The organism is Phaeobacter sp. JH204B (genome assembly GCF_048055755.1).
GTDB classification, from domain to species: domain Bacteria; phylum Pseudomonadota; class Alphaproteobacteria; order Rhodobacterales; family Rhodobacteraceae; genus Phaeobacter; species Phaeobacter bryozoorum.
On record NZ_JAYMXF010000009.1, the window covers coordinates 51,541 to 74,710 of the forward strand.

General features: G+C 62.2%; 22 protein-coding genes and 1 other RNA gene. 11 read left to right on the forward strand and 12 right to left on the reverse strand.

Features of this window, described 5'->3' with window-relative positions:
* Positions 1-28: 28 nt before the first annotated feature.
* Positions 29-2,185, reverse strand: a complete 2,157-nt coding sequence (locus VXL81_RS04395; RefSeq protein WP_416553091.1) for a phosphatidylglycerol lysyltransferase domain-containing protein — start codon at positions 2,183-2,185, stop codon at positions 29-31.
* 113 nt (positions 2,186-2,298) lie between these two features.
* Positions 2,299-2,616 carry a DUF1476 domain-containing protein gene (locus VXL81_RS04400; RefSeq protein WP_340545390.1) on the reverse strand — a complete coding sequence of 106 codons (318 nt, stop codon included), beginning with the start codon at positions 2,614-2,616 and terminating at the stop codon, positions 2,299-2,301.
* Positions 2,617-2,896: 280 nt separating this feature from the next.
* On the opposite strand from VXL81_RS04400, the gene purC reads away from it, so the two are divergent.
* From purC to VXL81_RS04435, 7 genes are all read left to right on the forward strand, one after another.
* The gene (gene purC / locus VXL81_RS04405) at positions 2,897-3,658 is read left to right on the forward strand and encodes a phosphoribosylaminoimidazolesuccinocarboxamide synthase (RefSeq protein ID WP_340545391.1); all 762 of its coding nucleotides are present in this window, start codon (positions 2,897-2,899) and stop codon (positions 3,656-3,658) included.
* 102 nt (positions 3,659-3,760) lie between these two features.
* The gene (gene purS / locus VXL81_RS04410) at positions 3,761-3,994 is read left to right on the forward strand and encodes a phosphoribosylformylglycinamidine synthase subunit PurS (RefSeq protein ID WP_416536096.1); all 234 of its coding nucleotides are present in this window, start codon (positions 3,761-3,763) and stop codon (positions 3,992-3,994) included.
* Positions 3,991-4,659 carry a phosphoribosylformylglycinamidine synthase subunit PurQ gene (gene purQ / locus VXL81_RS04415; protein ID WP_340545393.1) on the forward strand — a complete coding sequence of 223 codons (669 nt, stop codon included), beginning with the start codon at positions 3,991-3,993 and terminating at the stop codon, positions 4,657-4,659. The genes purS and purQ overlap by 4 nt, the downstream gene beginning before the upstream one ends.
* Before the next feature lie 37 nt (positions 4,660-4,696).
* Positions 4,697-6,466: an ATP-binding protein gene (locus tag VXL81_RS04420; protein WP_340545394.1), complete on the forward strand. Its 1,770-nt coding sequence runs from the start codon at positions 4,697-4,699 to the stop codon at positions 6,464-6,466.
* 29 nt (positions 6,467-6,495) lie between these two features.
* Positions 6,496-7,833: a sigma-54 dependent transcriptional regulator gene (locus tag VXL81_RS04425; RefSeq protein ID WP_340545395.1), complete on the forward strand. Its 1,338-nt coding sequence runs from the start codon at positions 6,496-6,498 to the stop codon at positions 7,831-7,833.
* A gap of 564 nt (positions 7,834-8,397) precedes the next feature.
* Positions 8,398-11,313, forward strand: coding sequence for an Rne/Rng family ribonuclease (locus tag VXL81_RS04430; RefSeq protein WP_416553093.1), 2,916 nt, complete (start codon positions 8,398-8,400; stop codon positions 11,311-11,313).
* 75 nt (positions 11,314-11,388) lie between these two features.
* A complete protein-coding gene (locus VXL81_RS04435) occupies positions 11,389-11,811 on the forward strand; it encodes a DUF4440 domain-containing protein (protein WP_416553095.1) in 423 nt (140 codons plus the stop codon).
* 82 nt (positions 11,812-11,893) lie between these two features.
* Here VXL81_RS04435 and VXL81_RS04440 read toward each other — a convergent pair whose 3' ends face one another.
* Positions 11,894-12,154, reverse strand: coding sequence for a sulfurtransferase TusA family protein (locus tag VXL81_RS04440; protein WP_416542366.1), 261 nt, complete (start codon positions 12,152-12,154; stop codon positions 11,894-11,896).
* Between the two features lie 66 nt (positions 12,155-12,220).
* On the opposite strand from VXL81_RS04440, the gene VXL81_RS04445 reads away from it, so the two are divergent.
* The 3 genes from VXL81_RS04445 to VXL81_RS04455 all read left to right on the forward strand — a co-directional run bounded on the left by VXL81_RS04445 (position 12,221) and on the right by VXL81_RS04455 (position 15,904).
* Positions 12,221-12,973 carry a cytochrome c biogenesis CcdA family protein gene (locus tag VXL81_RS04445; RefSeq protein ID WP_340545399.1) on the forward strand — a complete coding sequence of 251 codons (753 nt, stop codon included), beginning with the start codon at positions 12,221-12,223 and terminating at the stop codon, positions 12,971-12,973.
* Positions 12,974-13,217: 244 nt separating this feature from the next.
* Positions 13,218-14,468, forward strand: coding sequence for a hypothetical protein (locus tag VXL81_RS04450; RefSeq protein WP_416553097.1), 1,251 nt, complete (start codon positions 13,218-13,220; stop codon positions 14,466-14,468).
* The gene (locus VXL81_RS04455) at positions 14,468-15,904 is read left to right on the forward strand and encodes a cytochrome P450 (RefSeq protein WP_416553099.1); all 1,437 of its coding nucleotides are present in this window, start codon (positions 14,468-14,470) and stop codon (positions 15,902-15,904) included. Before VXL81_RS04450 ends, VXL81_RS04455 begins: the two co-directional genes overlap by 1 nt.
* Positions 15,905-15,952: 48 nt before the next feature.
* On the opposite strand, the gene VXL81_RS04460 is transcribed toward VXL81_RS04455, so the two are convergent.
* Genes VXL81_RS04460 through fumC form a run of 4 tightly spaced genes read right to left on the reverse strand, consistent with a single transcriptional unit; the run spans position 15,953 to position 17,934 of the window.
* Positions 15,953-16,120, reverse strand: a complete 168-nt coding sequence (locus VXL81_RS04460; RefSeq protein ID WP_416553101.1) for a hypothetical protein — start codon at positions 16,118-16,120, stop codon at positions 15,953-15,955.
* Between the two features lie 29 nt (positions 16,121-16,149).
* Positions 16,150-16,368, reverse strand: coding sequence for a ribbon-helix-helix domain-containing protein (locus tag VXL81_RS04465; RefSeq protein WP_029601902.1), 219 nt, complete (start codon positions 16,366-16,368; stop codon positions 16,150-16,152).
* Positions 16,361-16,540 carry a DUF4169 family protein gene (locus VXL81_RS04470; protein ID WP_340545402.1) on the reverse strand — a complete coding sequence of 60 codons (180 nt, stop codon included), beginning with the start codon at positions 16,538-16,540 and terminating at the stop codon, positions 16,361-16,363. The genes VXL81_RS04465 and VXL81_RS04470 overlap by 8 nt, the downstream gene beginning before the upstream one ends.
* Positions 16,540-17,934, reverse strand: coding sequence for a class II fumarate hydratase (fumC, locus tag VXL81_RS04475; RefSeq protein ID WP_340545403.1), 1,395 nt, complete (start codon positions 17,932-17,934; stop codon positions 16,540-16,542). Before fumC ends, VXL81_RS04470 begins: the two co-directional genes overlap by 1 nt.
* Positions 17,935-18,246: 312 nt before the next feature.
* On the opposite strand from fumC, the gene VXL81_RS04480 reads away from it, so the two are divergent.
* Positions 18,247-18,789, forward strand: a complete 543-nt coding sequence (locus VXL81_RS04480) for a hypothetical protein (RefSeq protein WP_340545404.1) — start codon at positions 18,247-18,249, stop codon at positions 18,787-18,789.
* A gap of 231 nt (positions 18,790-19,020) precedes the next feature.
* Here VXL81_RS04480 and VXL81_RS04485 read toward each other — a convergent pair whose 3' ends face one another.
* From VXL81_RS04485 to VXL81_RS04505, 5 genes are all read right to left on the reverse strand, one after another.
* Positions 19,021-19,497 carry an SspB family protein gene (locus VXL81_RS04485; RefSeq protein ID WP_416538673.1) on the reverse strand — a complete coding sequence of 159 codons (477 nt, stop codon included), beginning with the start codon at positions 19,495-19,497 and terminating at the stop codon, positions 19,021-19,023.
* Between the two features lie 136 nt (positions 19,498-19,633).
* The gene (chrA, locus tag VXL81_RS04490) at positions 19,634-20,941 is read right to left on the reverse strand and encodes a chromate efflux transporter (RefSeq protein ID WP_416553103.1); all 1,308 of its coding nucleotides are present in this window, start codon (positions 20,939-20,941) and stop codon (positions 19,634-19,636) included.
* Positions 20,942-21,070: 129 nt separating this feature from the next.
* On the reverse strand, positions 21,071-21,511 hold the full coding sequence (locus tag VXL81_RS04495; protein WP_340545407.1) for a nuclear transport factor 2 family protein: 441 nt from the start codon (positions 21,509-21,511) through the stop codon (positions 21,071-21,073).
* Between the two features lie 363 nt (positions 21,512-21,874).
* Positions 21,875-22,227, reverse strand: a transfer-messenger RNA (tmRNA) gene (gene ssrA, locus VXL81_RS04500).
* A gap of 60 nt (positions 22,228-22,287) precedes the next feature.
* A complete protein-coding gene (locus VXL81_RS04505) occupies positions 22,288-23,037 on the reverse strand; it encodes a FadR/GntR family transcriptional regulator (protein ID WP_416553233.1) in 750 nt (249 codons plus the stop codon).
* Positions 23,038-23,170: the final 133 nt, after the last annotated feature.

A 23,170-nucleotide genomic window follows, 5' to 3' on the forward strand; every position in this document is an offset into this window, starting at 1 on the left:
GGTCGGCTTGTGTCAATGGCCCGGTCTGTCATGCGCGGCGGGTGAGGGCAATTTCATTTTCTTCATCTTCATTATGAAGGCGATCACCATCGGGCGGCGGATCATCGCGATCTGCCACGTCGGACCATCTTCCCGAGGCCTGCTTTCGGGCCGCGCGGGCAGCTGCTGCGCGGCGCTCGAATTTGCGCCACAGGCTCTCTTCGGTCCGGGCGTTTGTGTCGGCAACGCTGCCGTTCAGCCGCTCGCCATCCGGTCCACGGTCGCCATCGCGCGGTGCTGTGTCGTCGCTGCCATCGGTTTCGGTCGATCTGGGCCAATGGGGCAGCGGCGCAGGATGATGGACCAGCCGCAGCAGTTCGCCAAGGGCGATGAGCATGTGCAGGAATGAGGGCGCGGCCACATAGCGATCTTCCCACGTCGGGGCAAAGCTGGTCTTGAAGCGGCGCAAGCCGGGATCCAGGCGCTTGGCAAAACGATGATCGGGCACCGCGGCGAGTGACAGTCGCGAAACGCCGCTCTCCGCCGCCGCAGCAAGCGCCGCGCGGATCAGCGCGTGGCCGGTGCCATCGGGGGCATCGGGCAGCAGGCGCACCAGATCGAGGCACCATTCATGTGCGATGGCGTGAAAGCTGACAAAGCCGACCATCCGCTTGTCATGCCAGGCGATAAACACCTGCTGCTGTGCCAGATATTCTGCCTGAAACCGTCCCATCGTCGTGCCCTTGGCTTGTCCGTGGGTGGACTGCCAGGCGGCATCGATGGCTTTCATCTGGTCAATCGGCAGCTCGGCGGCTGCGGGCAGGGCGCAGACGCCCGCCTTTTCGGCCTGCCGGAGTTTGCGTCGCAGCTGCCGCCGGCTTGAGCCTGTTTCTCTGAAGGTCGCGGGGTGAAGCACCGCCTCCTGCGCGATCCGAAGCACCCGCCAGCTGGCACGGCGACACTCAACCGCGTCGCGGGCCGTGCACTTATAGAGGCAGGCAACGGCATTGCGGTGTTTGGCATGGTGGTGAAGGCCCGGAAGAAGTTCGCTTAGATGACCGCTCACCGCACCAAAGAGCGCGATTGAGGCCTGCGGGCTGTCCAGCAGCGCCACCTGATTGAAGCCAAAAGCATGCAGATGTCCGCCATTCTGCTGGATCACGGCGGTTTCGGCGACACGGCGGATCTGCGGCAGTTGTGCTGCTGGGCGCATCCGACTGCCGCTGAGGGCCTGCGTGTCTTCGGGATCAGAGAGCTCAGCGTCGGGCGTATTGCTTGCCAATCGTCGTGGCAGTTCGGCCAGCGCAGGCCACCCGAGGCAGATCCCGCCAATGATCGCCGGCAGCAGGTAGTAGACCAGACGAAACCCGAGGATAGCCGCGATAACTTCGGGGGTGATATCTGCGGGCAACATCGCGCAAAGCGCCAGTTCGAATGCGCCGGCGCCGCCGGGCGCCGAGGAAAGGATCGCAACGCCAAGCGCCAGAAAATAGGCGGGCAACATTGCAGCAAGAGACAGCTCGACAGAGGCAGGTAGCAGCAGCCACAGCGCTGTGCCAGCTGCCACCACGTCGATCATGGCCCAGAACCCAAGCGCGGAAATCGCCATCAGCGAGGGCCAGCGCAGGGTCATCCGGCCGATCCGCACCACCGGCACCGCCACCATGGCAGCGGTCATGGCGAAAGTTGCAAGGAGAATAGCCGATCCCAGCCATGGGCTGGACACCGGGGGCGGGCTCAGGATCAGGGCACCGCCACAGATACCCGCCAGTGCAATCAGGAAGGTGATGGCGACCATTCCGGTCAGCTGGGCTGCACGGATCGGGCGCAGCCCCGTCAGCATGCGCCAGCGGGCAAAGGCGCCGGTGACCAGACCAAACCCTAGGGTTTGCGACACCGCGATGGCAATCATACCGGCGCGCCGCGCCTGCGGGCCATCCAGCCCGGTCCCGAGGTGCCTGTGCGCAACGCTGTCATAGCGGCCCAGAGCCCAGAAGCTTACCGCGGTGGCCATCAGCGCAGCGCCCCATTGCCACGGCGCAAGAGAGCGCAATATCCCGCGCAGTTCCGCCAGATCGGGCAGCGCCACATGGGCTTGCAGCAATGCCAGACAGCCGATCATGACGGCGACAGGCAGCATCAGGCGCAGACCGCGTGCGGCTGTCCGCGCAAAGATGCGGGCGGCAGGGGACAGTAGGCTGGGCATCAGCATCCTTGTGTCAAATGGCAGGTCGCCATCCGACACGCTACACCTGATGGATTGTCACCCGGTTAATGCCAGTCCCATCGCTGCCGGTCCTGCGTGAAATGCGCGTAAAATCATGCGCTGTCGTTCAGAACCTGGTCCTTGGCCTCCGGCAGCAGGGCGGCCCGCTTCTGGCGTACCTCATCCGCGGTGGCCCGACCTTCCAGGTCAGCACTGACCTTGCGCAGCACATCTTCAAACCCCGGTTCCTCGAAATCGGATTTGATCACCTCATGCGCATAGGCCTCGGCATCAGCGCCGGTTTTGCCCAGCAGCCCAGCGGCCCACAGCCCGAGCATCTTGTTGCAGCGGGCCTGCGCCTTGAACTGCATTTCCTCGTCATGGGCGTATTTCGCTTCAAAGGCGTGTTCGCGGTCGTCGAAAGTGGTCATGGATCCTCCCTCAGGGCGATAAGTGTCGTAGATCATTGTGATATGTGGATGGCGCGCGGCGCCAACAAGAGGCGGGCGGGGCAATTGATCCCAGAATCCGCGTGGCTCCCCGACCACGCCCGGCCATCATAGCACAGCAGGCCCGCAGGGACGAAAAGCCCGTCTCCCCACTCGTGATTGCGGGCGGGCCGGGACCAAGCTTGCGGCACGGCCCCCCTTGCCGTATGAGGGCGACAGTTCCCGGGCATGAGATTCCCGCTTTTTTCCCGAAAGGCTCCGCATGGCACGTCGCAAGAAGATCTACGAAGGCAAGGCGAAGACACTTTATGAAGGTCCCGAACCGGGCACCATCGTTCAGTACTTCAAGGACGACGCCACCGCTTTCAACGCGGAAAAGCGGGATGTCATCGAAGGCAAGGGCGTGCTCAACAACCTGTTGAGCGAGTTCTTCATGCAAGGTCTGGGGCAGATCGGCGTGCCGACCCATTTCTTGAAGCGGCTCAATATGCGTGAACAGCTGGTGCGCAGCTGCGAGATCATTCCCCTGGAAGTGATCGTGCGCAACTATGCGGCCGGGTCGATCTCCAAACGCCTGGGCATTGACGAGGGCACCCAGCTGCCGCGCCCGATTGTGGAATACTGCTACAAGGACGACGCGCTGGGGGATCCTCTGGTCACCGAGGAGCATATCGCCGCCTTCGGCTGGGCCAGCCAGCAGGATATGGATGATATCCTCAGCCTCGCGCTACGGGTGAACGACTTCCTGTCCGGTGTCATGCTGGCGGTCGGGATCAAGCTGGTGGATTTCAAGATCGAAATCGGCCGGATCTATGACGGCGATTTCCAGCGTCTGGTCGTCGCCGATGAAATCAGCCCCGACAGCTGCCGTCTGTGGGACATGAAAACCGGTCAGAAGCTGGACAAGGATGTGTTCCGCCGCGACCTTGGCAATCTGACCGACGCCTATACCGAGGTGGCCCGGCGTCTGGGCGTGATGCCGAACAACCCGCCGGCAAGCGGCAAGCCGACGCTGGTAAACTGATCTGATCCATGGATCCCGCCCTGACCAAAGGGCGGGATTTTGACTATCTAACTTAGAGGCCCCTAATCCGGGCTTTGCCATCGAAACCTGAGGGAAAATGCGATGAAGGCACGCGTGCATGTAATGCTGAAAAACGGGGTTCTGGATCCGCAGGGCGAGGCCGTGCGCCACGCGCTTGGCGCCATGGGCTTTGACAAGGTGGGCGGCGTGCGTCAGGGCAAGGTGATCGACCTCGATCTGGCGGATGATGCCACCGAGGCGGATGTGACCGCGATGTGCGAAAAGCTGCTGGCCAACACCGTGATCGAATCCTACAGCATCGAGATGCAGGGATGAAGGCGGCTGTTGTTGTCTTCCCCGGGTCCAACTGCGACCGCGATCTGGCGGTGGCGTTTGAACAGGCGGGCTGTGACGTCTCCATGGTCTGGCACAAGGACAGCGCGCTGCCCGAGGGTGTCGATATCGTTGGCGTACCGGGCGGGTTTTCCTATGGCGACTATCTGCGCTGCGGCGCCATTGCCGCCCAGTCACCCATCTGCCAAGCGGTTGTCGATCATGCCAATCGCGGTGGCTATGCCATCGGCGTGTGCAACGGCTTCCAGATTCTGACCGAAACCGGCGTGCTGCCGGGCGCGCTGTTGCGCAATGCCGGTCTGAAATACATCTGCCGCACCGTCGATCTGCAGGTGGCGACAGCCGACAGCGTCTTTACCGAAGGCTATGCGGCAGGTGATGTGATCGGCGTGCCGATCGCGCATCACGACGGCAACTACTATGCCGATGCCGACACCATCGCCGCCCTTCAGGATCAGGACCGCGTCGCCTTCCGCTATGTAGACAACCCCAATGGCTCGGTGGCCGATATTGCCGGTATCCTGTCGGAAAACCGTCGGGTTCTGGGCATGATGCCTCACCCGGAGCGGGCTGCGGATGCAGGCCATGGGGGCACCGACGGGGCGGCAGTGTTCCGCGCATTGGCTGGGCTAGTCACTGCGGCGTGACTTGTGAATGCGCGGCGGCTTGCGTTAGGTTTTGCCTATGACTGCCGCGCGTGACGCAACCCTATCCTCTGGAAAACCGCGCTCCCGCACGACCTCGTGGCGGGTGCGTCTTGCTTTGCTCTTGCTTATGGCCGTCGCTGCGGTGACCGTCTGGGTCACCAATCGGGCGCTGACCGATCGCTTCACCGAAAGCACCCGCAACCGGGCTGAGCTGCGTCTTGCGCTCTACTCTGGCAACCTGGTGAGCGAGCTGGGGCGCCACGCCATCGTGCCGCAGCTTCTGGCGCGAGATCAGGCACTGATCTCGGCGCTGCAATCGAATGATTTTTCGCTCTCGACCCAGCGGCTGATCTCCTTTGTCGAGGAAATCGGCGCCGCCTCCATCATGCTGATGGCGCAGGACGGGCGCACCGTGGCCGCCACCGATCGCAACCGGTTGGGCCAAACTCACCGCAATGCGGGTTATTTCGTCGACGCGCTGCGCTCCAAAACCACCGTGTTCTCGGCGATCCGCAGCGAGGTCGGCAGCTATCGTTTCACCTATTCGCGCCGCATCGTCGACACCTCCGGCATCCTCGGGGTGATCGTGGTGGAGGTCGATCTGCAGAAGTTCGAGCGCGCCTGGGCAGGGATTTCGGACGCGGTGATGGTGTCCGACAGCACCGGCACCATCATTCTGGCAACGGAGTCGCGCTGGCGCGGCCTGTCGGAGGCGGATGCGCTGCAATTGCAGACCCCTGAGGGGGCCATTCAGCGCGCGATCCGGGCCACAACGGATTGGACCGCGCTGCCCGCCGATGCCTATCTCCAGGGCGAAGCGGTGATGCGGCTGGAATCCCGGATCCCGTTTCAGGGCTGGCGGCTGACCTCTTTCACCACCTACGCGTCGATCCGCGAGCGGGTGAACACGGTTTTGGCGCTTGAGATCATGGGATTCGCCATTCTGCTGGCGCTGGCTTTCTATGCGCTGAGCCGTCGCACCGCGCTGCGCATGGCGCTGTTCCAGCGCGAGTCGGCAGAGCTTCGCGTATTGAACGCACGGCTACAGCGGGAAATTGCCGAACGCGAACGCATGCAGGAGACCCTTGCAGTCGCCGAACAGAGCCTCGCGCAGAGCTCGAAACTGGCCGCTCTGGGTGAGATGTCGGCGGCCGTCAGCCACGAGCTGAACCAGCCGCTGGCGGCGATGAAAACCTATCTGGCGGGGGCGCGGCTGCTGCTCAATCGCAACCGCCCCGAGGAGGCGCTGGCCTCCTTTGGCAGGATCGACGATCTGATTGAACGGATGGGCGCGATCACCCGCCAGCTGAAGTCCTACGCGCGCAAGGGCGGTGATACGTTCAGCCCCGTAAATATGGGCGATGCGCTTGCCTCCTCGCTGTCGATGATGGAGCCGCAGCTGCGTCAGCGGCACGTCAAGATCGCCCGTATCCTGCCCGAGGAACCTGTCTATGTGATGGGCGATCGGATGCGGATTGAGCAGGTGATGGTGAACCTGTTGCGAAACGCACTAGATGCTACAAAGTCAGTCGAAGACCCGGAGGTCGAAATCCTGCTGGCGGCGGGCGAGACAGCCACTCTGTCGGTGCGCGACAACGGGATGGGGATCAAGGACTTCGGCAGCCTGTTTGAACCCTTCTACACCACCAAGCAGCCGGGGGACGGGGTTGGGTTGGGGCTTGCCATCTCCTCGGGTATCGTGAACGACCTAGGCGGTCGGCTGACCGCCCGCAACGGGCAGAGCGGTGGCGCCGTATTTGAAATGCAACTGCCGATCCTTGTGGACGGTATCGAGGCCGCGGAATAGCGCGGTATCACTGGATGGAGGGCACGCGAATGGCACAGGCCATGAAAATCGCGATCGTCGATGATGAACAGGATATGCGACAGTCGATCAGCCAATGGCTGGCGCTGTCTGGCTATGACACCGAGACCTTTGCCAGCGCCGAGGACGCGCTAAAGGTGCTGGGGCCGGATTATCCCGGGATTGTCATCTCGGATATCAAGATGCCGGGCATGGACGGGATGCAGTTCCTGAAGAAACTGATGGGCAGCGACTCTGCCTTGCCGGTCATCATGATCACCGGTCACGGTGATGTGCCAATGGCGGTTGAGGCGATGCGGGTTGGCGCATTCGACTTTCTCGAAAAACCCTTTAACCCGGATCGCATGTCGGAACTGGCCAAGCGCGCCACCGGGGCCCGGCGCCTGACGCTCGACAACCGGGTGCTGCGGCGCGAGCTCTCCGACGGCAGCACCATCATGAAGAAACTCATCGGCTCCAGCCCGGTGATGGAGCGCCTGCGCGAGGATATCCTGGATCTGGGGCAGGCGGATGGCCATGTGCTGATCGACGGCGAAACCGGCACCGGCAAGACGCTGGTGGCCCACGCGCTGCACGCGGTCGGCAGCCGGGCGGGCAAGAAATTCGTGCTGGTCTCCTGCGCCGCGCTGGAAGAGGAGGCGCTGTCCAAACGCCTGTTCGGTCCGATGCAGCCCGAAGACAGCTCGCTCCCCGCCATTGAGGAGGCCCGTGGCGGCACCCTGGTGCTGGAAGATGTCGAAGCCCTGAGCGAAACGCTCCAGGCCAAGCTGCTTAGCGTCATCAATGAGCAGGGCATTCCGGGGGAGACACGCATCGTGGCGATCTCCAACCTGCAGGAAGCTGGCAAGACCTGCGAAGACGCGCTGCGCCCGGATCTGTTCTACCGGCTTGCCGCGCTTCGGATCACCGTGCCGCCACTGCGCCAGCGCGGCGAGGATATCCTGACGCTGTTCACCCGCCTGTCCGAACAGTTTTCCGAAGAATACGGCTGTGACGCACCTCAGGTGAGCGCCCAGGAGGCCGCGCAGCTGTTGCAGGCGCCCTGGCCGGGCAATGTGCGCCAGCTGATCAATATCGCCGAACGCGCGGTGCTTCAGTCGCGCCGTGGCTCGGGGACCATTGCATCGCTGTTGATGTCGGACCACGAGGACATGCAACCGGTGATGACCACCGAAGGCAAGCCGCTGAAGGAATATGTCGAAGCCTTCGAACGGATGCTGATCGACAACACCATGCGGCGCCACAAAGGGTCCATCGCCAGCGTCATGGATGAGCTGTGCCTGCCACGTCGGACGCTCAACGAAAAGATGGCCAAATACGGGCTGCAACGTTCCGACTATCTGTCCTGACCGCCAAACCGCGCGTTAACCAAGATTGGACCGCCTCCCTCCGGGGGCGGTCCTTGTCGTTCCGGTAACGGAATATTCATGATTTTCAGTCTAGGAACCAAGGGGATAGCATTTAGATTGCAGGTGTGACGAATGACCATTGTCATTACCTATCCACAGGTCTTATGCTGCCTAAATGGGGACGGGACTAGAGTGATCCTGCCCCTCTTGATGAGATTCGCTGCCTTTGTTTTTGTCCGGCAAGATCCGAGAAAGCAAAGTCAGACCGATTGGCCCCGCAGTATTTCGGGGCAGTTTAGCACCTGACTGGGGTTTCCCAGCAGGGATATAATCAGGGCAGGGCGCGGATATTCCCACCTGTCGGAGAAGAAACGCGATGACGCGCGCGAGAGAGAACAGCAGACAGGCAGGAGGGCCGGACAGATGTTCCGGGGCTAACCGCTGTACTGCATGGGCCAATCGCGCGCCTCAAGACATCGCCCAGACAAGACACCACCCCAATCGTTCACGTCCGCCCGGAAACGGGCCAGATGCGCGCGTGCGCGGCAGGTGCACCAAGGACTCATGGCAAAGAAGATGCTTATTGATGCCACCCACGCGGAAGAGACCCGCGTTGTGGTGGTCGATGGAAACAAGGTTGAGGAATTTGACTTTGAATCCGAAAACAAACGTCAGCTCGCTGGCAATATCTACCTCGCAAAAGTAACCCGCGTCGAACCTTCGCTGCAGGCAGCTTTTGTGGACTATGGCGGCAACCGCCATGGCTTCCTCGCTTTTTCGGAAATTCATCCCGACTATTACCAGATCCCCGTCGCCGACCGTGAGGCCCTGATGGAGGAAGAGCGCGCCTATGCCGAGGCACAGCGCGCCCGTGATGACGAGGAAGAGGCAAGGCCTGCCAAGCGCCAGTCGCGGTCGCGTCGTGGTCGCACTCGGGCTGCCGAGGTGAAATCCGCCGATGTCGTCGAGACGAAGGATGTCAGCCCGGAGGCCAGCGAAGGCGGCGCCGACATCGCGGGTATGGAAACCATCGACCTGACCGATGACATGGCCGCAGCTGACACCAAGCTGGCGGATGTGCCCGAGGCCACAGACGGCAATGAGACCGCCGCCGCAGAGGTGGTTGTCGAAGAAGCGGTGAAGGAAGCTTCCCCAGAGCCGGAAGCACAGGACGACAGCTCCGCAGACGATCTCGCGGCAGAGGCAGAAGACGCTTCTGATGCGGCTGCCGATGACGACGGCGACGATGCCGAGACCGCTGCCGATGCGACGGCCAAGGATGAGAATATCGAATCCGTTGCCGAGGAAGACGACAGCGAAGACATTCGTCCGGTGCGCAAACCGCGCCCGCGTCGCTACAAGATCCAGGAAGTTATCAAGGTCCGTCAGGTCCTGCTGGTTCAGGTCGTGAAAGAAGAGCGCGGCAACAAAGGCGCAGCACTCACCACCTATCTGTCGCTGGCTGGCCGCTACTGCGTGCTGATGCCCAACACCGCGCGCGGTGGTGGTATCTCGCGCAAGATCACCAATGCCGCCGACCGCAAAAAGCTGAAAGATATCGCGGTTGAACTGGACGTGCCGAGCGGCGCGGGGCTGATCGTGCGCACCGCCGGTGCCAAACGCACGAAATCCGAGATCAAGCGTGACTATGAATACCTCCAGCGCCTGTGGGAGCAGATCCGCGAACTGACGCTGAAATCCATCGCACCGGCCAAGATCTACGAAGAGGGCGATCTGATCAAACGCTCGATCCGCGACCTCTACAGCCGCGAGATCGACGAGGTTCTGGTTGAGGGCGAACGCGGCTACCGCATCGCCAAGGACTTCATGAAAATGATCATGCCGTCCCACGCCAAGAACGTGAAAAACTATCAGGATCAGCTGCCGCTCTTTGCCCGGTTCCAGGTCGAAAGCTACCTCGGTGCGATGTTCAATCCGACCGTTCAGCTGAAATCCGGCGGTTACATCGTGATCGGCGTGACCGAGGCGCTGGTGGCAATCGACGTGAACTCCGGTCGCGCCACCAAGGAAGGCTCGATCGAGGAAACCGCGCTCAAGACCAACCTGGAGGCCGCCGAAGAGGTGGCGCGCCAGCTGCGTCTGCGTGACCTTGCCGGTCTGATCGTCATCGACTTCATCGACATGGACGAGCGCAAGAACAACGCCGCCGTCGAAAAGCGCATGAAGGACAAGCTGAAGACCGACCGCGCCCGTATTCAGGTGGGCCGGATCTCCGGCTTTGGCCTGATGGAAATGTCGCGTCAGCGTCTGCGTCCCGGCATGATCGAGGCGACCACCGCGCCGTGCCCGCATTGTCACGGCACCGGTCTGATCCGGTCGGATGACTCGCTGGCGCTGTCGATCCTGCGCCAGATCGAGGAAGAGGGCACCCGCCGTCGTTCCCGCGAGGTGCTGGTGCGCTGCCCGGTCAGCATTGCCAACTATCTGATGAACCAGAAACGCGAGCATATCGCCCAGATCGAAACCCGTTATGGCCTGTCCGTGCGGATCGAGGGTGACCCGCATCTGGTCAGCCCGGATTTCTCGCTCGAGAAGTTCAAGACCGCCTCGCGTGTGGTTCCTGTTGTCACGACGCCGGTGGTATCCGTTGATACCTCGATCATGGATCAGGTCGACGCCGACGAGGCGGCCGAGGAGGCCGATGATGAGGTCGAGACCGATACCAATGACGCGGATGTCGCAGAGACCCAAGCCTCTGGCGACGAGGGCGATGGGGACAACAAACCCAAGCGCAAGCGTCGTCGTCGGCGGCGGCGGAAGTCCTCCGGCGGTGAGGGCGATGAGACCAACGGCGACGCTCAGGCGGATGCGAAATCTGATGACCAGAAGGCCGCAGACTCGGCAGATGGCGACGCAGACGACGGCGACGACAAAGCTGATGCCGCCGAAGGCAAGGACGCCGCACCCGAGGAGGGTGAGGGCGAGGTGAAGAAACGCACCCGCACCCGCACCCGTTCGCGCAGCCGCAAGAAGAAGACCGATGAGACCGTGGCAGCCGATGGTGAGACACCGGCCGAAGCCGGGGCAGAGGAGGCGGATCCCGCCCCGGAGCCTTCGGATGAGCAGGTGACGGCAGAGGAGGCGTCTGTGGAGGCCCCGACCGAGGAGGAGGTGGCACCCACACCAGCAGCAGCTCTCAACGGGGCGGCTCCGGTGGAAGAAACCCAAGCGGCAAACACCGTCTCCACACCCGAACAGCCAGACGCTGCGGAGGTTGAGCCGACCGCCGCGCAGGAGGTTCCAGCCGAACCGGCAACGGCCGACCCGATCGAGACCGATGAGGCGACGGCGCAGGATGTGGCGGCAGATCACGTCGAGGCGCCGACGGAGACCGCTGCCGAAGCGCCTAGCGAAGCGGCGCCTGAGGACCAGGCCGAACCTGCCCTGGCAGGCGCAGAGGCGGAGCCGGTTAGCCCGCCCAAGCCCAAGCGGCGCGGTTGGTGGTCGGTTGGTAGCTGATCAGCAAAACCAAAGAAAGGCGGGCGTTTAGCCCGCCTTTTTCATGTCAGGTCTCAAGACATCAGGAGCACCTCCATGCAGAGCGAGCCCCCCGTGATGGATCCGCTATTGGAGCAGCTGCTGGCGGCGGAAACCGCCGTCTGGACAGCGTTGCAGCGGGGTGATGTTGCCGCGGACCGCGCCGCGCTGCATCCGCAGTTTCTGGGCGTCTACCCCAGCGGCTTTGCCGGGCGCGACGATCATTGCGAACAGCTGGCCAACGGACCCACAGTGGCATGGTTCAAACTTGAGCAGGCGCGCGTCCTGTCGTTGGCACCCGATTGCGCGTTGCTCGCCTATCGTGCCACCTATGCCCGCCCGGACCAGACCGGCGGGGATGCAGAGGCCGCCGCAATGTATGTCAGTTCAATCTGGCAGCGCGTCGATGCGGTCTGGATCAATATCTTCAGCCAAGACACCGAGGCCCTGCCAGAGGGGGCGGAAAACCCGCTCCCCTAGGCGCTGGAGATCACCAGCCCGCCCAGGCGCGCAGCCTGTCCATGTCCGTACCCTGAACAGAGGGTTGCACGGGCTGATAGGCTCAGCCGCCTTTGCGGATCAGATAGGTTTGATGCTTCGGATTGTCGCGGATTTCCAGCAGCTCATGGCCCGCCTCATGACAGAAATGCGGGATATCCACCACCGCTGCCGGATCGTCGGCATGAACCTCCAGAACCATGCCAGAGGCCAATGGTTTCAGGCGTTTGCGCGCCTTCAGTACGGGCAGGGGGCACAGCAGCCCGATTGCGTCCAGAGTCTCTTTGGTGTCGGTCATACCTTGCAGATAATCCGGTTGTTTCATCCTGTCCACAAGGTTGTGACCGGCGCCCCCCGTGACCTTTGCAAGAGGCTGGTCTAAGGATTGGGCATGTTTGGTATTGAAATCATCGACGCAGGGCTGATCCCTGCCATGCTGGTGGCGCTGACGGCTGGATTGATCAGCTTTCTGTCGCCCTGTGTGCTGCCCATCGTGCCGCCCTATCTGGCCTATATGAGCGGCGTTTCCATTGGCGAGATTCAGGGCACGACCCAAGCCCGGCGCAAGGCCATCGTCGCGGCGCTGTTCTTTGTCATGGGGCTGTCGACGGTGTTTCTGCTGCTTGGGTTCACGGCCTCGGCTTTTGGTGCCTTTGTGCTGCAGAATCAGGAACTCTTTGCGCAGATCTCAGGCGTTGTCGTAATCATTTTCGGCCTGCATTTCCTGTCGGTTTTCCGCATTCCGATCCTTGACCGCGAGGCGCGGATGGAAACCGATCAATCCGGCGGCTCGGCCGTGGGGGCCTATATTCTCGGGCTCGCCTTTGCCTTTGGCTGGACGCCCTGTATCGGCCCGCAGCTCGGAGCCATTCTTTCGCTGGCGGCGACCGAGGCATCGGTGGCGCGCGGTACGCTGCTGCTCGGGATCTACGCGCTTGGTCTTGGCGTGCCGTTCCTGCTGGCGGCGATCTTCCTGACCCGGTCGATGGTCCTGATGAACCGGATCAAACCCTACATGGGGGTGATCGAGAAGTTCATGGGCCTGCTGCTGATTGTTGTCGGGTTCATGCTGGTCACCGGCCTGTTCTCTGAGTTCTCTTTCTGGCTGCTTGAGACCTTCCCGGCGCTGGCCACCCTCGGCTGACCTGCCGTCCGGGCTGGCGGTCCCTTTGCGCCGTTGCCACGATATCCCCGCCCGAGATCGCCCCGTCTGACAGAGGTCCGGCGGGGCTTACTCTTTTTGCAAGGCACCGCTAAGCTGGCGCGACGACAAACAGGCAAATCGGGTCGCGCAGTCCGTGCAAGAGCAAACAACCAAGACATCCGCCGTTGGCAAGCCCGGTGCGCAAACGAGTGGCGCCTCCCCGTGCGACGGGCAGGATCCGCCCGTGCGCCGCCGCAAGCTGTTCTACATCCCGGGCTATGATCCGATGCCACCGCGCCGCTACCGCGAGCTCTACCGGACGGAGGGCGCCCGGCAGGCGGAGATTTCCGGCTACCAGTTGTCGCTCTCGCCCCGATCCGAGAGACCGCAGGCAGCTGCCGCAACACCCGGGTTCGGCTGGCAGGTCACCGCACAGATCGAGGGCTGCAAGGTCCACACCGATGTTGATGTGCTGATCTGGTCGGACATTGTTCAGGGCAGCATGGCGCCGTCGATTGCGCAGACCTATTGGCAGATGCTGCGCACCGCCTGGATCTATATCTCCACCGGCACCCTGCGTCGGCTCATGTGGCTGCGCAAAGGCCCGGTGATCGCGGCGCTTTATCCTGTGGGTATGCTGCTGCTTCAGCTGGTGCTTGCCTGTCTGCTTGCCGTGACCATCGCCCGGCTCGGGCAGGGCGCTGTTGCCTGGCTTGGTCTCTCCGTGGGCTGGGCTGCGGCGGCGGCAGCGGTGGTGTTCTGGGCGTTGGGGCTGATTGCGGCGGCGGCGCTGATGCGCTGGTTCAGGCGTCAGGACGGTCGGCTGTTTGCCTATTACCTGATGCATGATTACGCCCATTCCGCCGCGCTGCGCGGCGCCTATGCGCCCGAACTGGGACAGCGTATTGCGCAATTCGCCGGGGAGGTTGCCGTCGCCCTGAGTGACCCCAGCTATGACGAGGTGCTGGTCGTCGGTCATTCCTCCGGCGCCTATATCGGGGTCAGCGTACTGGCCGATGTGCAGCGCAGCGGGCTGGCCGGACGTCATGCCACCCTCGGCTTTCTGAGCCTCGGCCAGGTGGTCCCGATGGTCTCCTTCCTGCCCGAGGCACATCGGCTGCGCCGTGATCTGCACGACCTGTCCGGGCGCGGGGATCTGTGCTGGGTGGATGTCACGGCGCCGGGAGATGGCTGTGCCTTTGCGCTTTGTGATCCGGTTGCCGTGAGCGGCGTTGCTCCCGCGACAAAACGCTGGCCGCTGGTGATCTCGGCGGCCTTTACCCAGACCCTCAGCCCGGAACGATGGGCCGCGCTGCGGTGGCGGTTTTTCCGGCTGCATTTTCAATATCTCTGCGCCTTCGACCAGCCGGGGGATTACGATTATTTTCAGATCACGGCAGGGCCAAGGACGCTCGAAAGCCGCTATCGCAACCGTAACCCCTCGCGGTCCCGGATTGATGTCACCGCGTCCAAATATACCTCGTTGGGGGACTGATGGCGGGCAAAGGCAAAACGTCAGATCCAACCACAGCCAAACCCGGCTCTGCGCCCGGTTCCGCAGGATCAACGGTAACCCCGCCCAAGCCGCCCGCGCGCGCCGACAAGGTCTCGCTCTGGCGCTATCTGCGGCTGTTTCGCGCCGATCTTCTATCGGCACAGCCCGCCAAACTCTACCGCGCCTGGATGGCAGAGTTTCGCACACCCTTCTTTCGCTCTTATCTGGTCAATCAGCCGGATCTGGTTGATACGGTGCTGAAACAGCGCCCGGAGAGCTTCCCGAAATCCAGCCGCATCAGCGAGGGGCTGCGCCCGCTGCTCGGGAATTCGGTGTTTCTGACCAATGGCGAGGTCTGGAAGCGCCAGCGCCGGATCATTGACCCGGCCTTTGAAGGTGGCCGCCTGCGCCAGATCTATCCGGCCATCCATGACGCCGCCGAGGCCGCAGTGGCGCGGCTCGCCGATCAACAGCGCGAAACCCCCGGCCACCCGGTCGAAATCGAATCCGTGACCTCTCATGCGGCGGCCGATGTGATCTTTCGCACGCTGTTTTCGATCCCGATAGAGCATCATATGGCGCAGGAGGTCTTTCATCGCTTTCGGGCCTATCAGCAGGCGCAGCCGATCCTCAATATTGCCGCCTTGGTGCCGCTGCCGCGCTGGATGCCGCGGTTTCACCGCCTTGCCACACGCCGCAACGCCGCGCGGATCCGGGCTCTGATCACCGATCTCACCCAACAGCGGATGGCGACCATCGCGGCAGGCGGCGCCCCGGATGATCTGGCCACCAAGATCATGACCACGGCGGACCCCGAAACCGGAGATCTGTTCTCAACCCAGGAGATGGTCGATCAGGTCGCGATTTTCTTTCTGGCCGGGCATGAAACCAGTGCCTCGGCCCTGGCCTGGGCACTCTATCTGGTGGCCCTTGCGCCCGACTGGCAGGACAGGATCGCGGCGGAGGCTCAGGATCTGTCACTCGACAGTTTCGCGGAAGTGGGCAAGCTCAGGGTCAGCCGTGATGTATTCCGCGAGGCGCTGCGGCTTTACCCGCCGGTGCCGATGATGGTGCGCGAGACGACCTGTCCGCAGCAATTTCGTGGCCGCACCCTGCCAAAGGGCGCTCAGGTCGTGCTCAGCCCCTGGCACCTGCACCGCCATACGCGGCTCTGGGAGAACCCGGACGGGTTTGATCCGGGGCGGTGGCAGACCGAGAATGGCAAGACCTGTCAGCGCGAGGCTTATATCCCCTTTTCGGCCGGACCACGCGTCTGTACCGGCGCGGGGTTTGCCATGGTCGAGGGGCCGCTGATCCTGTCGATGATCCTGCGAAGGTTTCGCGTGGCGCCGGTATCAGGCAAAGAGCCGATCCCGGTGGCCCATCTGACGGTTCGGTCAAAGAACGGGATCTGGCTGCAGCTGACACCGCGCTAGCCAAGAAAATTCGAATTTTATTGGCAAATTTTGCCTAGGACATTTGCGTCACTGAATGATGCGCATTGCGTCCTGATGGCAAAAGAGGATCACCTGACTTACGTTTTCAACCGCGTGATCGCCCCTGCGTTTCAGCTCGCGCCGAAAACGCTCCCAACCCAGCAGCCGGTCGATGTCGCGCTTCTGGCGGCTGTCGGTGATAGGCGGGGCGGGCATCGGTATGGCGATACGATCCCAAGCCCTGATTAACGTGACCTTAAGCGTCGCAAGACATGCAGGCGGATGGCCGAGGCCAGACCGCAATCCACGCCGCGCGTTTCGTCGATCTCGGCGGCCAGATCATTGATGGCGCGCCCGTCTTCGGCTGCAATCTCGCGGAAGGCCTGCCAGAATTCATCTTCCAGCGAGACCGAGGTGCGGTGGCCCCGCAGGGTCAGAGAGTGTTTTCTGGGCCGGTTAGTCATCGTCGCGCCGGTGCTTGTCCAGCCGGTCGATCTCCTGCGCATTGCGCGCCTTGTCGAGATCCTTCTCGGCTTTGGTCCGGCCATAGGTCACGGCGTTTCGATCAGCGCGGGCCTTTTTCTCGGCCCGCGCCTTGTCTTTGCGATACCGGTTCAGATTGACCGGTTTCACCATCAGCCCTTGGGACCGATCATCTGCTCAGGCCGCACCACGGCGTCAAATGTCGCCTCATCCACGAAGCCAAGCGCAATGGCCTCTTCCTTCAGCGTGGTGCCGTTCTTATGCGCGGTCTTGGCAACCTTGGTAGCATTGTCATAGCCAATCGTCGGCGCCAGCGCGGTGACCAGCATCAGCGATTCCTTCATCAGCTTGTCGATGCGCGGCTCATTGGCCTCGATGCCGTTCAGCATCCGCTCGGTGAAGCTGTCCGCCGCATCGCCCAGGAGCTGGATCGACTGCAGGAGGTTATAGGACATCATCGGGTTGTAGACGTTCAGCTCGAAATGGCCCTGCGAGCCTGCGAATTTGATCGCGGCATCATTGCCCATCACGTGGGCGGCAACTTGGGTCAGCGCCTCTGCTTGGGTCGGGTTCACCTTACCCGGCATGATCGACGATCCCGGCTCATTCTCCGGCAGGATCAGCTCGCCCAGACCAGAGCGCGGGCCAGAGCCGAGGAAGCGGATGTCATTGGCGATCTTGTAACAGCTGCCTGCAATGGTCGCGAGCGCGCCGGACAGGAACACCATGGCGTCATGGGCGGCCAGTGCCTCGAACTTGTTCGGCGCGGTGACAAACGGCAGGCCGGTGATCTCGGCCATGTTGGCAGCGACCGTCTCGCCCCAGCCTTTTTGCGTGTTCAGTCCGGTGCCAACGGCGGTGCCGCCCTGTGCCAGCTCGTAGATGCCGGGCATCGCCGCCTCGACCCGGGCCAGACCCTGACGGATCTGATGGGCGTAGCCGCCGAATTCCTGGCCCAGCGTCAGCGGGGTGGCATCCTGCGTATGGGTGCGGCCAATCTTGATGATATCCTTGAAGGCCTCGGATTTGGCTTCCAGCCCTTCGGCCAGTTTCGTCAGCCCCGGCACCAGCACGTCGCGCACCATCATCGCGGTGGCGATATGCATCGCGGTGGGGAAGGTGTCGTTTGAGGACTGGCCCATGTTGCAGTGATCATTCGGATGCACCGGATCCTTGGAGCCGATGGTGCCGCCGAGGATCTCGATGGCGCGGTTGGCGATCACCTCGTTGGAGTTCATGTTGGACTGGGTGCCGGACCCGGTCTGCCAGACCACCAGCGGGAAGTTGTCATCGAACTTGCCCTCGATCACTTCGCCCGCAGCCTGGATGATGGCATCCGCCAGCGTCGCATCCAGCGCGCCCGATGCCTTGTTGGCCATGGCGCAGGCCTGTTTGATCACCCCCAGCGCGCGCACGATGGCGACGGGTTGTTTTTCCCAGCCAATGGGGAAGTTCATGATCGAGCGCTGGGTCTGAGCGCCCCAGTACTTGTCTGCAGGGACCTCAAGCGGACCGAAGCTGTCGGTTTCGGTGCGGGTATCGGACATAAGTCTCTCTCCGTCTGATGATGACTAAATGTATGCGTTGGTATGCCGTCTACCCCGTGCCGGACCACGAGGCAATTGCGCAGTTTCGCGCAGCATAGCCATTCCGCACCCGAGGTATAGAGGCCAATGCGGGATGAGCCATTGCACCGGGGCAGAAGACCGCTAGATTAGGCTCAGACAATCCGACGTCAGCCCAAACCGAAGGATCCGCCTGTGCTTAGACACCGACCATTGCAGCCATCTCAGGCCATCTCACAGGGCAGGCGCCACTGCACGCCCGAGGCGGCGACGCGGTGTGTATCACGGCTGCAGATGCGTCTTCAGGCCGGGTTTCTGACACTTGCGCTGATCGTGATCTTTGCCGGGCAGGCGCTGGCCGCTGATGTGCGGCCATTCTTTGGCCGCTATCAGGGCTCTCTGGTGGTGCCCAACGCTGACGGCAGCGAGGAACACCGTGATGCCACCGTGCAGATCGGCCCGATCGCCAAAAGCGATGAAGGCTTCTACGTGCAATGGACAACCACCTCGCTGAAGAAGGATGGGCGACGCAAGACCAAGTCCTATAGTGTCGAGTTCCAGCCGACCGAGCGGGACGATATCTTTGCCGCCGCGATGAAGCGCAATGTGTTTGGCCATACCGTGCAGCTCGATCCGATGAAGGGCGAACCCTATGTCTGGGGCCGCATCGTGGGCGATACGCTGACGGTTTTCTCGATGTTCATCGGCCCCAATGGCGACTACGAGATGCAGCAATATGACCGGACATTGGCAGAGGGCGGGCTGGATCTGGTCTATTCCTCTCATCGCAACGGGTTGCCGCGCAAAGAGCTGAAAACTTTCCTCGAACGTCACTGACCGCCGCGACGAATCCGGCGAAATATTTTATTAACAGTCTCTTGCGGCGCAAAGCTAAGGCGTCACGGGCGGCGTCAAACAGGCGCGGCTACGGGGCGTGTCAGGGCTGCACCGCACGAGACACCGTCTATCGAGGCCCATTCAGTGGCTCCACAGGAGCGCACCGATGCAAGCACCGGTTCACGAACCTTAGCGGTCAGATGTGAATGAATGGGCGCGTGGAACCGCGTGTTACTTGCGGAAACTGTCCAACGATACTACGTCGGCGGCCTTCTTCGCGTCCGGGTCTTCGTCGACCTCGATCTCGATGCCGTCGTCCAGTTCGGCAATCATCTCTTCGGCGTCGTCGTCATCCTCTGGCGTCTCAAACCTCAGGCCGAACTCAACCGAGGGATCGACAAAGGTCTTGATGGCGTCATAGGGGATATAGAGAGGCTCCGGCGCATCGCCGAAATTCAGCGTGATGGCAAAGCCGTCCTCGCCGACCTCTAGATTGTCGAACCAGTGCTGCATGACCACGGTCATCTCGCCAGGGTAGCGATCCGACAGCCAATCTGCCAGCTCCGCATCAGGGTGCGAGGTGTCGAAGGTGATGAAAAAATGATGATTTCCGGGCAGCCCGTGTTCAGCCACCCCATCCAGTACAGATCGGATCAGACCACGCATGGCCGAATGCATCAGATTTCCATAGTCAATTTCGCGGGACATTCCGATACCCTTAAGTCTCTATTGGTTTCAGAATACGGATTTCTACCGGAAACTAAAGGCCCGCTCGTTAGGGATTCGTAAATAATTTCTGACACTAGCAGGGGAATGCCCGACATTTGCGCTGGGATTGCGTTGCTCAGATGACCTGCGCCAGAAGGATGCCAAGTCCGCCCATCACCGGCAGTATCAGCGCCAGTCGTCCACCGCAGGCCAGCGCCACCACCGGTGCGGCCAGCACCAAAAGCGCAGCGCTGACATTCAGGCTGGCCATGACTGGCATCATCAGGGTGAGCGCGGGCAGTTCCAGAACCGCAATTTCGCGAAACAGCACATGCAGCAGAAACCAGACCGACAGGTTCAGGATGACGCCGACCACGGCCGCGGTGATTGCGCGCAGCGCAGCGCCCAGCCGGGGATGGCTGGCAATCCGCTCCACATGTGGAGCCGCGAGAAAGATCCACAGAAAACAGGGCAGAAAGGTCGCCCAAAGCGCGACCAGCCCGGCCGCAATCGCCATCCATGCCCCGGAGGCCAGCGCACCGGCCAGCATCGCCACAAATTGCGTCACCAGAATCAGCGGCCCCGGTGTGGTTTCCGCCAGCCCCAGCGCATCAATCATCTGGCCGGTATCGATCCACTGGTACTGCCCGACCACCGTCTGCGACATATAGGCCAGAACCGCATAGGCTCCGCCAAAGGTGACAACCGCCAACTTGGCAAAGAACCAGCCGATATCCGCCAGCAGCTGCGGGCCGAACAGGCTCAAAGCAGCCAGCGGCAGCAGCCAGAGCCCGCCCCAGATCAGCAGTGTCGACCAGAACGGTGCTGCGGCCTCGGGCCCGTGACCGATCGGCCCGGCGGGAGAGGGGGGCGCGTGCCGGGCCCCCAGCGCGCCGATCAGCGCAGCCGCCAGCACCACCAGCGGAAACGGCAGCCCGAACAGGAACAGCGCAACAAAGCCAAAAGCCGCCAGCCCATAATCGGTGACACCATGCAGCGCCTTCTTTCCCAGCCGTTGCAGCGCCTGAAGGACAATCGCGACCACCGCTGCCTTGATGCCGAGGAAAGCCGCCTGAACAACAGGTTGGGTGCCAAAGTTCACGTATAGAAAGACCAGGGCGGCGATCACCAGCGCGCCCGGCAGGACAAACAACAGCCCTGCAATCAGCCCGCCGATGCCGCCACGCAGCCGCCAGCCGGCGTAGGTGGCCAGCTGCATCGCTTCCGGTCCCGGCAACATCATGCAGAAAGACAGCGCACGCAGAAATCCGGCCTCGCTCAGCCAGGGGCGATCCTCGACCAGCTCCTTGTGCATCAATGCAATCTGCGCCGCAGGCCCGCCAAAGGACAGCAGCCCAATGCGGCCAAACACCCGGATCAGATTCGCCATCGCGATCTGGGGGGGGGCTGGGCTGATCTCGGGGTCTGCGGACATGTCGGTCATAGGCGCACCATTGGCTGGACGCTGACCTTGTAGCATTCTGCGCGACCAGTGCCAGTGGCCGCGGACCGTGGAGAGGCCGAAAACCGGAGAGGTTACAGAAACTTCACAGTGCCGCCTGCGGCTGCCTGGTCAGGTGTCATCCATCCAGGTCAGCCGCTCACCGGTCATGCAGATCGGCAGACAGTCCTGTGGCAGCTGGCCGAGCTGCTCGAACATGGTCATATAGTCGAAGTTGGACAGGAATTCCCGGATCTGACCATCCTGCATCCGCACAATCAGCTGGCCGTAGTAGTCCAGTTTGTCATCCGAACTGCGGCCATAGCACCGCACGTGGACCCGGATCGCGCAATAGTCGCCGTCATCCAGCGCATGGGTCAGGGTCAGGTCAAGATCCTCCATGAGATTGTGCAGCGTGCCGACAATTTCGCGGTAGTCCGCGGCAATTGCGATTGCGCCATGCAGAGGGCCGTTTACCTCAAGCTCAGGATGAAACATCGGCTCAATCTGGTCGAGGTCCAGACCGACCCAGACATCGTAAAACCATCGAAAGAGCCGTTCACTGTTTTTCATTTATTCCCTAAGGGTCAGAAACTGACACCGGTTGAAGCATCGGGGTTGCGCAGGCAGCCTTATTCAGGGTTGCAGCATTGGTCAAAACAACGCCTGACGCGGGACTGGACCGTCGTCAGACATGAGACTGAAGCACAAGTGTTAACAACAATTCAATGGGCATTCGCTCCGGTTGGCGCTGCCCGCAGTCGAGTTTGATCGCCTCTGGTGCCTCCCGCATCTGCGCTGGTGTATCGACCTTCGGCGTGGCCCCGGATGTGGCGTCAGGGGGCGCCTGTGGTACCGAGATGCCTGCATTGTGAGAAACAGATATTGCGCGTCAGGGCCGAGGCCAAGATCGAAGTCTGGAGTAGGCGAGGAGGAAGTGCAGGTTTCTGTTGCCAGGTACCTGCGAACCCCGCCTTACGCGGCTAGGCGCAAGGACTTAGTTTCGGCGACATTAACAGCTTACGCTGCTACTGCCATTGCCGGAGCACGATTGTCATTTGCAATTGTACAAGTTTCGCCGATAACGGTGGCAGACAGCCGAGACAAAGCTAACCCCTTTAGACGTTCGTCGATCCTGTTTCGACCCCATGATCCCCAAATGAAGGATGTTTGGTGGAGTCGCCGGGTACCGCCCCCGGGTCCGATCCGCTTATTACGAGCGCGTTTATGTCCATAGTTCCCGAAGGAACACCCTGAATATAGGCCGTGCCGATACGGAGTTAAAGGGGAAATGACACATAAAATACGTCCCGGCGGGAGCGGCTGCACCACGACGCCGGGGCGGTGGTTTAGCCATGGTCGCCCCTGGTCGCTTCGCCAGCCCGCCGGGCAAAGACCGCAGCGCCCAGCGTGCGGGTCTCGTCCTCCAATGCGGTCAGCCCGGCAGTGGCGGCGGCCTCGTCGCGCCCCTCCAGCGCATCGGCAATGGCGCCATGCAGCGCCACCATCCGGGCGCGGTCGCGCGCGGTAAAGGTGATCATGTTCATCAGCGGCTGCATCGCCTCGACCGCTCCGGCCAGCTGGTAGGACAACACCGGATTGCCCGCCGCATCGACCAGCGCCCGGTGAAAGGCCACATCCGAGGCGCAGAACGCCTCATCCGTCAGCCCGGGCTGCCCCTGACGAAAGATCTCGGCGCGCATGGTCGCCAGCTGATCCGCCGTCCGACGTGCCGCCGCCAGCGGCGCGCAGGCCCGTTCCAGCGCATAGCGTGCCTCGCAGGCGGTGTCGAAACTGACAGCATTCATGCTCAGCAGCAGCGTCGATGTGGTCACCTGCTGGGCGTAGGCATCCTCAAAACTCAGCCGGTTGACAAAGGCGCCGCCGGTGGCGCCGCGCTGGGTGCGGATCAGCGCCTGCGCGGCCAGCCGCTTCAGGGCTTCGCGGACTGTTGGCCGGGACACCTGAAACTGCTCGGCCAGTTCGGCCTCCGAGGGCAGGCGCTGGTCCACAGGCAGGGCGCCGCTGATGATCGCATCGCGGATGGCTTCGGCAATCTGCGCCGACAGATCGGCGGCGCTACGGGGGTTCAGCTTCATGTCGGTGCCCTGTGTGGTGGCCAGTGTCTTGGCCTGTGTGATGATCTCTGTGATGACCTGTGGCGTGGCGCGCGTCTCGGCAGAAATCATTTGTCAGACATTTAAAAGTCTGACATTTGATTGGCAAGAGTTG